The sequence below is a fragment of the Pseudomonas sp. GW823-FHT05G12 genome, assembly GCF_058795575.1.
Genome location: NZ_CM179501.1, coordinates 3757512 through 3769312, shown reverse-complemented (window position 1 = coordinate 3769312; position 11801 = coordinate 3757512). Strand labels below are relative to the sequence as shown.

Below are 11801 nucleotides of genomic sequence, written 5' to 3'. Positions count from 1 at the left end.
TCACGTTATCGAGTGGACGACAGCGTCAGTTCGATCAACTGTCGGGCGTGGCGGATCAGCGTGAACAGCTGCTCCAGCTGAGCATCAGGAAGTCGTTCAAGGCCCACCGTCAGGGCTGGGCGGTCGGTGAAGGGCAGGTCGTAGACGCCGATCAGCAGCTGACCAAACAGTGCTGCCGGCAACTGCTGACGTTCCTTCCAGGCCACGTCGTCCTGCAGGCGCAGCAGGGCCGAGAGCAGCAGCTGGATACCGGTGTGCCGCGAGCTGAGTCGCTCGCCATGACCCGGTGAAAGGGTGAAGCCCAGGCCGTCCAAGAGGGGGCTGACCATGTCGCCGGCGTCTGCGTAAGCGGCAAGGTCGGCAGCGAGGGCGGCGCATCTCGCGCGCAAGTCGCTGATATCGTCCAGTGGCTCGGGGCGTGAGGGTGCCGTGTCAACCGGGCTCGGAGTATCCTCGAGCTCTTCCAAGGGCTTGTCTTGCAACGGTTCGTCACCCAGCGCCTGGCGTATTTCGGGTAAGCGTGGAGCTTGCCGTGGCAGGAGCGTTCCACCAGCTTGTTTGGGCTCGGGATTGGACACCGCGGTCGACGTATCCGATGGACGTTCTGGTGTCAACGAGGGGACCGGAGGCTCGCCAGCTTGATTTTTTGGAGGGACCTGAGTGCTGTCCGCTGGAGGCAGTGAGGGACGTTGCCCCTGATGTAGTTCTAGTGCCAGCAGACGAGGTGTCTGCTCCAGGCTCACTGCCATCCTGGCAATCAATTCGTCCTGCAGCTCACTCAAATCGAGCTCGGGCTTTTCACCGTCGAATGCTGACAGCGCTTCAAACCACAGCAGCGGGAACTGCTCGGGGCTGCCGAAGTACTGGTTCCAGATCGACTCTGTCCGCCGTCGCAAGCTGATGAGGCGCCCGATGGCAGGTTTGCCCAGGCCCGCATACAGTTTCTGCGGGATGACGGGGAGCAGGTGCTCGAGCGCGTCGAACATGCGACTGATGTGTGACTGCGAGATGGGATAGCCACCCTCACTCAAGCGCGTCGCGAGCTCACGCTGGGTGAGGTGGGTATCGCCGAGCTGAAACATGTCCTGGAGCTTCGCTACCGCGAGAGCCCGCTCGATAAACGTCAACTGGCCGTGCAGGTCACTCTCGGCCAGGTGCCCAAGCAACGTATGCGCTTCCGAATGCCAAGGGCGGAACAGGCAATGGATACGGAAGAAGCGCTCTTGGCGCGTTTCCTGCCAAAGTTCACCGAGAATGCTCAGACGAGTGTTGCCGCCGTTGCGGATGACGAAATGCGACTCATCGGGGCGGCGGGTGATGGCGGGCGGCTGATCCAGGCCGCGCTCGCGAATTGAAGCCTTGATATCGTCATACAGTGGGTTGCGCACCACACGCGGGTTCAGCTCGTAGGGCCGCAGTTGCTCGAGACTGACCACCATCGGTGTATCGCCAACTGGGGCCGCCGCTAGGTCGCGTCCGTGCTTGTGCGGAAAGTGCGCCTGCTGCAGTTGGCGTGTGATGTCTTCGGAGGTCGGCGGCTTCATCACTTATTCTCCGGTCAGCCGCGACGGATCAACTGGTGCTCGGCAGTGGCCGGGCGACCAGATGCAGGCGCGGCAAGAGCACCGAGCTGCTCGGCCCATTGCGGGAACAACTCAATGGCCAAGCCGCGCATGATCTCGGCGGCACAAGGGCTGCGGCTGCCGGGCGGTGGAACTGGCTCTACGCGGTGCACAGGCAGGCCGAGCGAGGCGGCATTGGGATAAGCCACGCGGTCGGGGAGCAGCGAACGGCAGACGCTGACATGGGTATCGTCCTGAAAAGAGGCTTGCAGGCTTTGCATGATCAAGCGCGTATCACGGCGATTGGCGTTGACCTGGTTGAGCAACAGCTTCACCGACGGCAAGGCAACGCCCAAGTAGCGGTAGGGCTCCAGCTCTTCGAATAGGCCCAGCGTTCCGCGACGCAGTTCGCGCGCGGCAAGCATTTCTGGAAGGACCGGGCACAGAGCGCAAGCGGAGGCGAGGATGACCATCTCCACCACTACGCTGCGTGCGCCTTGGGTGTCGATGATCAGCACATCGTAATGATCCTCGAAGGCGGGCAGGAGGTTGCGCAGGCGCAGACGGCCATCGGCCGCGTGCAGCAGCAAGGTGCTGATGTGTCCGGCGCGGTCGTTGGAGACGATCAGGTCTAGGTGCTGAATAACGGTCGTCGAGACTATCTGCTCCGGCGCTGTGAGTTGCTGAGCGATCAGCTCGTAGCTTCCGGCGTCCTTGGCATCGCACAAAGCGTAATAGCTGGACAGCGTCGGTTGGCTGTCCAGATCCAGCAACAGAATGCGAAGGCCAGCATCGGCGAGCACACCGCCCAGGTTGGCGGCGACGGTAGTTTTACCCGCGCCGCCCTTGGTCGAGATCAGCGAGAGGACGTCCATGGTCAGTCTCCCGTGGACAGTCGGTCCTGGACCCATTGTTCGATCTCCATTGAGTCCCAACCGACGGCGCGCATACCGATGCGCCGGCATTGCGGGAACTGGCCGGCCTTCATCAGGTTGTAGATGTGCGAGCGTTTGAAGCCGGTTTTCTGCTCCACTTCATCGCGGCGCATGATGTGGCGGTCGGCTGGCAGAGGGGCAAGGTTGGTCGGTTGCATGATGTCACTCCGTAGCGCCGGGTGGCGCGTGGTGGGAAGTGACAGTCAGTGAAGGTCGGAAGAGGGTAAAAAACATTGTCAGGCAATGCCCGGCATCGCCTGACAATGCGGCGTCAGCCCCGTTTTACCTGGGCTATAAGACGGCGCGCGTCGGCAAATCGCCGATCAATGGTACTTTTGCTAAGGCCATCCACTCCTGGGAATCGCAGCAGAATGGCTTGGACCAACTCTGCCTGGCTGGGGTAGATTGACTGAACCTTGCCGTTTTGGTTTTTCCCGAGCGTGGTCATGAGCATCGCGCCGATCAGCCTGTTCTGCATGGCTTCAGACGTCTCGGACGGGATGCCAAGTGATTCGAGTCGCACTTTTAGCTTGTCGTTGAGCGTGGTGAGCGCCGCCACTTCATCAGCGGTGACAGCATAGGTTTGCTGCAACTGCTGAAGCGTACTCAGGGCAAAGTCGAGCTCGGCTTGTTTCGCCAGATGCGCAGTCAGGCTTACGCATCCTGAGTGATCAACATCTTGGGAAAACAGAAAGGGGGGTTTCTGATCTGGCAGGCTGCGTAGGAACCAGAGCAGGAGATCGGCGCGCCGAACGGAGTAGTACACCCGGTGAATGTGACTATCCGACGTAATCGGCTGCCCCAGGTAGGTTGCGGGCAATTCGCCGCTGAGAATGGCGTCGTAGATGCACTCGAGGTGTTCGAGCAGACCTGGCCACTGTAAAAAATGCTTTCGTAGGCTGCTAGGGTGGGAAAACTCTACCTGCAGGATCTCTTCTTCATACTCTGAAAGGCCACACCACAGAATCGCGGCGTCGATCGGATGGTACGAGCTTCTTATCGAGATCATGGCACACAGCCTCCTGCTGCGTTCGTCCTAGAATCGCTGGCCGGGGCTGCTGTGCTGCGCCTCTGTCGAGCGAGCCAGATTCCGAAGTCGGTTTCGGATCCAATGAAAGTGACATCGCCACTTTCAATTTGTTCTGCACGCATTTTTTCATTGCGACAGGTTTTGACGTTCTGGACGCGAACGTTCCGCCTGCCAAAGCATGAGTGCGCCAGTGTTGAGCGAGGACAGTTGTTAAGTCTTCAAAGGCGCTATCAGGTGTGCACCGTGTCTGCTGAAAAAACGTGTTGCATATTGCATTATCCGCGACATCGGCCACGTACTGCGCGTCAGACAGTACTTGAATTACGGCATGCTCGGAGTCGGCAATCGCCAACGAGATGGCGCCGTTCGGCGATGTCAAGCAAACGGGCCTTGGCCGCGGAGGACCTCGCTACGCCATCGAAGAGTATCTTGAGTTCAAGTACAGGTGCCTCGGTGGCGTTGATCGCTGAGGACTGGCACAGGGGGGCAGGTACTGCCCCCTTTTAGGTCGGTTCGTTTTTTATCGTTTTTGTCCTAGGCGGTGACCACGAGTCGGTGTCTTTGGTGAAGCAGATCACTGATAAGATTCGATTGAACCTGTTTCTCCGTTGATGCTATGGATATAGTTACCGAGTCGCGGTTGGCCATCGCCATCGAGCGTGAAGGCGGTACCATTCACAACAATCTCCCCCTTAGCAGCAGGCGGATAAAGTGGCACTTGTGAAGCGATACGAGGCGGGTGGGGCCTTGCGGTGAAACGCTCATGTATTTCACAAGCAAGGCCCTCGATCGAATCACTGGCCGATGAACTGAGGAGGCCGGCGCTCTGCGAACGCGGTGAGCCCTTCAGTGAAGTCTCTGCCTTCGCAGGCTTGCTTGCGCAGCTCGGCAATGCGCTCCATCACATGAACCGGTACCGGCTGCATGTCCTCAAGCATGCGCAGTTGCTCTTTCACTGATTGCACCGCCAGAGGTGCTTTGGTCGCCACAACTTGGGCAAACTCAACGGCAGTCGACTCCAGGTGTTCTACGTCGACCAACTTGTTCACCACCCCAAATTGGGCCGCCCGAATGGCGTCCAGCTTTGAGGCGGTGAAGAACATTTCTTTGAGCAGGTGGATCGGCAGATTGTTGAAGAAGCGCAGCAAACCGCTGGTGCTGTAGGGGAGGCCGATGTTCGCCGGTGTCATGGAGAAACTGGCGTTCTGATCGGCGATAACCATGTCACAAGTCATCGCGAGATCCACCGCACCTCCCCATGCGGAACCACCGACCATCGCAATGACCACGCCCGGGTAGGTGCGGATGTTCCGGAGCACTCTTTCGAGGGGCTTGTCGTATGCGATCGGGTCGCGGTCGTGGCTGAGCTCCTGGATGTCATGGCCAGCACTCCAAACACTTTGTCCTGGTTCGCTGCCGATGATCACCACGGGGACACGCTCTGCCGCGAGCGCTGCCAGGCTCTCCTCGAAGAGGCTGAGCAGTTTTGCGCTGAGCGCGTTACGTCTGGCGGCGTTGCTAAAGGTGAGTCGAGCAATGCGCTCATCCACCATTTCTACTTTCACGAATTCAGTTGGGGTGTCGGTCGTTGCCATGATCTGACTACTCTCTGGATTTGTTGTAGGGCGGGTCAGCCTTGGAAGGCCGCTTTCGAGGTCAATAGGGAGTCGATGGTTGATGGGTCAATACCGGCCTCACGCAGCACTTCGATCGTGTGCTCACCCAGCAGTGGTGGAGCACGGTGCACCTCGGGTTCTTTGTTGCCAAATACGGGCGTGATCACCTGGCGTACCGGCCCGAGAGAGGGGTGTTCGAGCGTGCGGGTCAGCTTGCAGTGCTGCACCTGTGGGTCTTCGAACACTTCGTCCAGCGTGTTGATTGGGCCTGCCGGCAGACCGGCATTGATAAAGACTTCAGTCCATTCTCGCTTACCCCGGGTTTTCAGGCGCGACTCCAGGATCTGTTTGAGTTCGTCGCGATTGGCGACCCGGTCATCGTTGGACAAGAACCGAGAATCTTTTGGCAGTTCTTGCAAGTCCAGCAGGTCGCACAGGCGCTCCCACATCGCAGTCGTGATAGGAGCCAGGTTCAACGGGCCATCCTGAGTTTGGAAGACGCCATACGGGGCGATGACAGAGTGGGCATTGCCGGTGCGGCGTGGTATGTCACCAACGCTCAGGTACCGCTGGCCGTGGACGCTGAGTAGGCCAACCAGGCTCGACAAGAGTGAGGTGCTGACATGTTGCCCACGACCGGTATGTTCGCGCTCTACCAATGCCGCCAAGACTGCCATGGTGAGCCACATACCGGACGAGAGATCGCCGATCGCTGTCCCAGTCCGAGTCGGGTCACCATCCGGATAGCCGGTGAGGCTCATCAAGCCTGAGTAACCTTGAGCAATCTGATCAAAACCAGGCCAATGGCTCATCGGGCCGTCAGTGCCGAATGCATTGATGCTGCCCATGACAAGGCGTGGATTGCGGGCACTCAGCGTGGCGTAATCGAGGCCCATGGCTTCGGCGGTGCCGGGTTTGAAGTTTTCCAGGAGGACATCGGCGCAGTCGACGAGCTTGTGAATGGCGGCCATGCCTTCTGGGGTGCGGAAGTCCAGGCAGATCCCGCGCTTGTTACGGTTGCAGGAGAGGTAATAGGTGCTGACACCGCGATCGAATGGGCCCCAATCACGGCTCATGTCACCCTTCGGGCCTTGCTCAACTTTGACCACATCAGCCCCGAGATCGGCGAGAGCCATGGCACTGAAGGGCCCAGACAAGGCACGGGTGAGATCTACAACCTTGATCCCTTTTAAAGCTTGCATGTTATTACCCTCATTATTCTTGTGGGATTAGGTGGTTGACCCTGCACAGGCTTCAAATGTGAGCGGAACGAGTAAGGGCTAAGCAGCTTCGAGCGGGTGGCCTGGGTAGCGGCCTAGTAGGGTGGTGACCCTCATGAGGCAACTTGGGGCGCTGCTTGTGGCAGACCTGTGCGGAGGTCGTGATCTCAGTCTATGAGCCGTTTGCCATAGGCTTCAAATATGATATTCCTCTAGAAAGATCATAAAAATGTATGGCAGGGGGTGAGTATGGATCTTCGGCAGCTTCGCTATTTTGTCCGTGTAGTCGAGTGTGGAAACATCACCCGAGCTAGCGAAGGTCTGCATATTGCTCAGCCCGCGATCAGCCAACAGATCAGAAACCTCGAGGAAGAGATGAGCATGAAGCTCCTGGAAAGGAGTGTTCATGGTGTCGAGCCGACTGCAGCAGGACGGACGCTCTACAGGCATGCTATCGAGTTGCTACGGCAGGCTGACGCCACTCGAGAGTTACTCTTGCAGGATGCGGAGTACCCGCAAGGTAGGGTTAGTGTTGGTATGCCCTCCAGCACCGCACGCATGCTCGCTATGCCACTGGCGCGCATGATTCGAAGCAAGTTTCCCGGGATCAAGCTTGAGCTCTTCGACGCTCCCAGTGCTGACATCGAAGGTCTCATCACCACGGGGAGGGTGGCCATGGCAGTCATGGTCGATGCCGTGGAAACCCGGGGCATCGCCACACAACATCTGCTCACTGAGCGTTTGTACTTGATGTCGTGGCCAGAGCTTCAACTTCCTGACACACCCATCTCCATTGAAGCGCTGTCCAGGCTACCTCTGGTGCTCCCGTGCGCGCCCAATGGCATACGGAGCAGAGTCGAATTCGCTCTTCAGGAGGCTGGTCAAGCATGCCAGGTGGAGTTTGAGGTCAACTCAACAGACATGCTGCTGCTGGCGGTGAAAAATGAACTGGGGGTTACTGTTCTGCCATGGGCGGCAGCGCAGGATAACCTGGAACCTGGTCGGATCACGCTAAGGGAAATTGACCATCGGCTCTTCGTGCGTGAGCTGTCCCTTTGCTGGCATGAAGCAGGCGTTCAGAGCAACGCGGTCGACAAAGTGCGGCAAACCATTGTGTCGCTTTTCGCCGGCTTCAAGGAAACGGGTGGGTGGTCGGTGTGATCCAAATGGCCCAATAGCCATACGAAATTCTGATGAATGATCATCGAAAAGCTTTGGGGTTGAGTAATTTTTTTTGCATGCTTAAAGTGCATTTGAGCCTTCTGCGCCCTGGCTTGGGGCGCCATGGCGCTAAGTGAATTAAGGAAGGAAAAGCCCCCTTCAAGGCAGCATTGAGCGTTTAGCTGATTCCATCGTAAAAAGTGATCGCTTCATCATTAAATGCTAGTAGCGCCCCTATAGACCTGGGCTTAGATTGGAGACCGCAAGGTGAAAATAAATCCAATCTAAGCAACCTGGCTGTTCGAGGCTCGACTCAAAATGAAAGCGAATGAAAACTATAAAGTGGCCGCTGCTCATGTCGCTCCTATCTACCACGATACTCAAAAGACCGTAGATAAAGCCTGCTCCATCATTGAGGAGGCTGCGCGAAAAGGCGTGCAGTTGATCGCTTTCCCTGAAACGTTTATCCCTGGTTTTCCTGTGTGGGCTAACGTCGGGGCGCCAATCCACACGCATCGCTACTTTGAAGCACTTACCCAAGGGGCGATCAGGCTGGATGGCCCGGAGATCCAGCAGCTGCGTCGTGCCGCTCGCAAGCACGGCATCATCGTTTCCATGGGCTTCAATGAACTGGCCTCGGCCAGCAGCACCTGCATGTGGAACGCCAATGTCCTGATCAACAATGACGGGGAGATCATCGGACATCGGCGGAAGCTGGTACCTACGTTCTTCGAAAAACTCGTGTGGGCCAATGGCGATGGAGCGGGGCTACGAGTTGCCGATACGGATGTGGGTCGAATCGGCATGCTGATCTGCGGAGAGAACAGTAATCCTCTGGCACGCTACTCCATGATCGCTCAGAACGAGCAACTGCATATCTCTACCTATCCTCCGCTCGCCGTCATGCGGCCTTTGTCTGAGGCCGGTGGTTATGACCTGGAGCAGGCGATTCGCATCCGGGCAGCTGCTCACTCATTCGAAGGCAAAGTTTTCAACATCGTAGCGTCAGGCTACTACGACACGACCATGCGCAAAGAGCTTGAGGGTATGGGGGATGAGGTGCTCGAGCTCTTGGACAAGTCCCCGAAATCCGTATCGATGATCCTGGGGCCGGATGGCAACGTCATCGGCGACACCTTGTGTGATACGGAAGGTCTCTGCATCGCTGAGATCAATTACTCGCCTGTCGCTGAGCTGCGGCGACTGCACGACGTGGCGGGGTACTACAACCGCTTCGATATCTTCCGTTTGGAAGTGAATCGGGTAGCACTTGAGCCGATCCACTTTGTTGAAGGCCAGTCGACTCCGTCAGCAGGGCAAGAGCAGTTTGATTCCCGCCTGAAGTCTATTCAATCGTTCGTCGAGTCGAGTGAGATGGAATCGCTGTAACTCAGCGAAATAGCTTCCTCTCATCTATTCATAATGATATTTTCCTGGCCACGTTGCGTGGCCGAGGAAGAGGAGGAGTCATGTCTGATTCTTTGTACTATCCGTATGGCTTGAATACCCAGGTAGGCCCTAAAAAAAAGGGTGGTATGCATTTGATTATGGCGCTGATCGTAAGTGCCTTTTATTCGGTGTTTGTAATTCTCTGCGTTGCATTTCCAAGAACACTGACGTACGAAGTTTTTCCGGGCGGCGGCAAAAACTGAGTGCAACACCTGACCTTTCCGGTAGGGTGTTGCCATGTCTTATCACGAACTCAGCGTTGAAGAACGCTCCGATATCCAGGTCAGTCTGCTGCGTGGCATGAGCCAGCGCGCCATTGCCCGAATGCTCAACCGCAGCCCCTCAACGATCAGTCGCGAGATCCGTCGCAATCGTGATGCCCGGGGTGAGTACACCACCCAGCATGCCCAACAAGCCATGCGCGATCGTCGATTGCCCTGCCGGCCCCGGCAAAAGCTGGTGCCCGGCAACGAATTGTTCGAGCTGGTCGCCCACCTGCTGCGACAGCGCTTTTCTCCCGAGCAGATTGCCGGCAAGCTGCGAACCATGAAATCCCCAAGCTTCGAAGACGCCTACGTCTGCCGCGAGACGATCTACAACGCGATCTATGCCCTGCCGGTCGGCGAACTGCGCAAGGAGCTGATCATCTGCCTGCGGCAAGGCAAAACCTCCCGCCGTCCGCGTTCTGGCGGCGTAGATCGCCGTGGCCAGATCCCGGACATGGTCAGCATCCATGTGCGTCCGCCGGAGATCGAGGATCGCGTGATGCCGGGACATTGGGAGGGCGACTTGATCAAGGGCAAAGCCAACGCATCGGCCGTGGGTACGCTAGTCGAACGCACCAGCGGCTACCTGATGCTGGTGAAGATGCAAGACGCGACGGCGACCTCGGCCGTGGAAGGCTTCAGTTCGGCGCTGAACCATATGCCGCTGGCGGCCCGCAAGAGCATGACCTACGACCAAGGGCGGGAGATGGCGCGTCACGCGGAAATCACCCAGAAGACCGGGGTGGCAATTTACTTCTGCGACCCGCACAGCCCCTGGCAGCGCGGCAGCAATGAGAACATCAACGGACTGATCCGCCAGTACCTGCCCAAGGGCACGGATCTGTCGGTGTGCAGCCAAGAGCAGTTGGATGCGATTGCCTACGAGTTGAACATCCGACCGCGTAAGCGCTTCGGTTTCAAGTGCCCCATCGAGGTCATGACCGAGCTGATGGCCAAGCATCACGAGGCTCCCGCCTCAATCCAGTAACTGTGTTGCACTCAGCTCCTGCAACCGCCATAATAAAGCCGAAATGAACGAGGTTTGGACGTCTTGGCTCAATGCGGAAACCCTACCGGCTCGAGCTACCATCGGCGTGTCTGATTTGGGTGACAATATTCTCGTTGAAGTCGTTGTAACTGCAGCTAAGTGCCAATAATGAATTCCACCCCATTCTAACTGCAGCGCTTCGCACTGCCGTTGAGAGAGCAATCATGAGTTCGACCGATAAGCATGTTGGAGTCATCGGAGCGGGAGTCGTCGGTGTTTGCACTGCGTTGATGCTTCAGCGTCGTGGTTTCAAAGTCACGATAATTGATCCAGATCCGCCAGGTGAAGGCGCGTCGTTCGGTAACGCTGGCTGCTTCAATGGATCATCTGTTGTTCCCATGTCTATGCCCGGGATGATTAAAAATGTCCCAAGCTGGCTCCTAGATCCGATGGGCCCACTTGCCGTTCGTTTCAACTACTTGCCAAATATAACACCTTGGCTTGTCAGATTTCTGCTCGCGGGTAAGCGCGCTAAAGTTTGGGAACAGTCCCAGGCGCTTAGAAGCCTCATCGGTTCTACCGTTCCTTTGATTAAGTCGTTGGCGAAAGAGGCGGGTGCTGAGCATCTTCTGCGACACGAAGGGCACCTCTATGTGTATCGATCCGAATCGGCCTTTGTCAAAGATCGCGGTGGTTGGGAGCTCAGGAACGCCAACGGAATATCAACTCAGACTTTGAGTGCCGAAGAGCTACGTGAGTTTGATCCAAGCATTTCCAGCGCTTATACCAAAGGCGTCCTTATTGCGGAAAACTCGCACACGACAAATCCACATGAGCTAGTAACTTCAATTTTTCGAAAAGTTCTAGAAAATGGCGGTCAATTTCTGTCCGCTCGTGCGACTGGCTTTGCTCTAAACGGGGAACAGTTAATAGGAATTGAAACCACCTCTGGCGTGGTGTCAGTTGACGCTGCGGTAGTCGCAGCCGGTGCACACTCCAAACCGCTCACTGAAATCCTGGGGGATAACATTCCGCTTGATACTGAGCGCGGTTACCATCTTCTCATTCGTGATCCTCTTGTGGTGCCCAAAATACCTACCACGGACGCCGAGGGAAAATTCATTGCTACACCAATGGATACCGGTTTGCGGATCGGGGGAACTGTGGAGTTTGCAGGGCTGCAGGCCCCACCCAATTGGAAGCGTGCGGACGTGCTGTATATGCATGCGCGAAATCTTTTTCCAGGGCTTTCTTCGACTAGACCGGAAAAAAATATTACCAAGTGGATGGGGTTCCGTCCGAGCATCCCCGATTCATTACCGGTAATCGGTCATTCCCGACGTTGCCAAAATGTCATCTATGCGTTTGGCCATGGGCACTTAGGAATGACGGGAGCGCCGATGACAGCGATGTTGGTTTCTGACCTTGTGGCAGGCGAAAAGACAACAATTGATATCTCACCTTTCTCACCTGCTCGCTTCAATCTGTTTGGAAGGATTCAGTCCCACCAAATGTATTGAGTTCCTCGTCTGCTCCGAGTCGGTGAAAGGTTAACTGTTTACGAAACATGAGGC

Annotated in this window: 12 protein-coding genes; 6 read left to right on the top strand and 6 right to left on the bottom strand. The window is 56.9% G+C overall.

The window, feature by feature from the left end:
- Window positions 1-5: 5 nt before the first annotated feature.
- The 6 genes from AC3RCM_RS17155 to AC3RCM_RS17130 all read right to left on the bottom strand — a co-directional run bounded on the left by AC3RCM_RS17155 (window position 6) and on the right by AC3RCM_RS17130 (window position 6345).
- Window positions 6-1544 (bottom strand): ParB family protein, encoded by a 1539-nt coding sequence (locus AC3RCM_RS17155; RefSeq protein ID WP_103469166.1) that lies wholly within the window; start codon window positions 1542-1544, stop codon window positions 6-8.
- Between the two features lie 14 nt (window positions 1545-1558).
- A complete protein-coding gene (locus AC3RCM_RS17150) occupies window positions 1559-2437 on the bottom strand; it encodes a ParA family protein (protein WP_103469165.1) in 879 nt (292 codons plus the stop codon).
- Window positions 2438-2439: 2 nt separating this feature from the next.
- Window positions 2440-2655, bottom strand: coding sequence for an AlpA family transcriptional regulator (locus AC3RCM_RS17145; protein WP_103469164.1), 216 nt, complete (start codon window positions 2653-2655; stop codon window positions 2440-2442).
- Window positions 2656-2768: 113 nt separating this feature from the next.
- The gene (locus tag AC3RCM_RS17140; RefSeq protein WP_103469163.1) at window positions 2769-3506 is read right to left on the bottom strand and encodes a hypothetical protein; all 738 of its coding nucleotides are present in this window, start codon (window positions 3504-3506) and stop codon (window positions 2769-2771) included.
- Window positions 3507-4321: 815 nt separating this feature from the next.
- The gene (scpB, locus tag AC3RCM_RS17135; RefSeq protein ID WP_103469162.1) at window positions 4322-5122 is read right to left on the bottom strand and encodes a methylmalonyl-CoA decarboxylase; all 801 of its coding nucleotides are present in this window, start codon (window positions 5120-5122) and stop codon (window positions 4322-4324) included.
- 35 nt (window positions 5123-5157) lie between these two features.
- Complete coding sequence (locus tag AC3RCM_RS17130) at window positions 5158-6345, bottom strand: CaiB/BaiF CoA transferase family protein (protein WP_103469161.1); 1188 nt, start codon at window positions 6343-6345, stop codon at window positions 5158-5160.
- A gap of 267 nt (window positions 6346-6612) precedes the next feature.
- Here AC3RCM_RS17130 and AC3RCM_RS17125 point away from each other — a divergent pair, with 267 nt between their 5' ends.
- The 6 genes from AC3RCM_RS17125 to AC3RCM_RS17100 all read left to right on the top strand — a co-directional run bounded on the left by AC3RCM_RS17125 (window position 6613) and on the right by AC3RCM_RS17100 (window position 11747).
- Complete coding sequence (locus AC3RCM_RS17125; protein WP_103469160.1) at window positions 6613-7524, top strand: LysR family transcriptional regulator; 912 nt, start codon at window positions 6613-6615, stop codon at window positions 7522-7524.
- 318 nt (window positions 7525-7842) lie between these two features.
- On the top strand, window positions 7843-8913 hold the full coding sequence (locus tag AC3RCM_RS17120) for a carbon-nitrogen hydrolase family protein (protein ID WP_103469159.1): 1071 nt from the start codon (window positions 7843-7845) through the stop codon (window positions 8911-8913).
- Between the two features lie 80 nt (window positions 8914-8993).
- Window positions 8994-9176, top strand: a complete 183-nt coding sequence (locus tag AC3RCM_RS17115) for a hypothetical protein (RefSeq protein ID WP_492629034.1) — start codon at window positions 8994-8996, stop codon at window positions 9174-9176.
- A 34-nt stretch (window positions 9177-9210) separates the two neighbouring features.
- Complete coding sequence (locus AC3RCM_RS17110) at window positions 9211-10227, top strand: IS30 family transposase (RefSeq protein WP_008435491.1); 1017 nt, start codon at window positions 9211-9213, stop codon at window positions 10225-10227.
- Window positions 10228-10270: 43 nt separating this feature from the next.
- Window positions 10271-10396 (top strand): Rid family hydrolase, encoded by a 126-nt coding sequence (locus AC3RCM_RS17105; protein ID WP_104882137.1) that lies wholly within the window; start codon window positions 10271-10273, stop codon window positions 10394-10396.
- A gap of 55 nt (window positions 10397-10451) precedes the next feature.
- Window positions 10452-11747: an NAD(P)/FAD-dependent oxidoreductase gene (locus tag AC3RCM_RS17100; protein ID WP_104882138.1), complete on the top strand. Its 1296-nt coding sequence runs from the start codon at window positions 10452-10454 to the stop codon at window positions 11745-11747.
- Window positions 11748-11801 lie beyond the last annotated feature (54 nt).

What these genes read in the sequence shown, in the direction of transcription:
- AC3RCM_RS17120 (WP_103469159.1), top strand. Translation starts at nt 7,843, where the DNA reads ATGAAAGCGAATGAAAACTATAAAGTGGCCGCTGCTCATGTCGCTCCT.
- AC3RCM_RS17145 (WP_103469164.1), bottom strand. Translation starts at nt 2,655, where the DNA reads ATGCAACCGACCAACCTTGCCCCTCTGCCAGCCGACCGCCACATCATG.
- AC3RCM_RS17125 (WP_103469160.1), top strand. Translation starts at nt 6,613, where the DNA reads ATGGATCTTCGGCAGCTTCGCTATTTTGTCCGTGTAGTCGAGTGTGGA.
- AC3RCM_RS17155 (WP_103469166.1), bottom strand. Translation starts at nt 1,544, where the DNA reads ATGAAGCCGCCGACCTCCGAAGACATCACACGCCAACTGCAGCAGGCG.
- AC3RCM_RS17115 (WP_492629034.1), top strand. Translation starts at nt 8,994, where the DNA reads ATGTCTGATTCTTTGTACTATCCGTATGGCTTGAATACCCAGGTAGGC.
- AC3RCM_RS17110 (WP_008435491.1), top strand. Translation starts at nt 9,211, where the DNA reads ATGTCTTATCACGAACTCAGCGTTGAAGAACGCTCCGATATCCAGGTC.
- AC3RCM_RS17105 (WP_104882137.1), top strand. Translation starts at nt 10,271, where the DNA reads ATGAACGAGGTTTGGACGTCTTGGCTCAATGCGGAAACCCTACCGGCT.
- scpB (WP_103469162.1), bottom strand. Translation starts at nt 5,122, where the DNA reads ATGGCAACGACCGACACCCCAACTGAATTCGTGAAAGTAGAAATGGTG.
- AC3RCM_RS17100 (WP_104882138.1), top strand. Translation starts at nt 10,452, where the DNA reads ATGAGTTCGACCGATAAGCATGTTGGAGTCATCGGAGCGGGAGTCGTC.
- AC3RCM_RS17150 (WP_103469165.1), bottom strand. Translation starts at nt 2,437, where the DNA reads ATGGACGTCCTCTCGCTGATCTCGACCAAGGGCGGCGCGGGTAAAACT.
- AC3RCM_RS17130 (WP_103469161.1), bottom strand. Translation starts at nt 6,345, where the DNA reads ATGCAAGCTTTAAAAGGGATCAAGGTTGTAGATCTCACCCGTGCCTTG.
- AC3RCM_RS17140 (WP_103469163.1), bottom strand. Translation starts at nt 3,506, where the DNA reads ATGATCTCGATAAGAAGCTCGTACCATCCGATCGACGCCGCGATTCTG.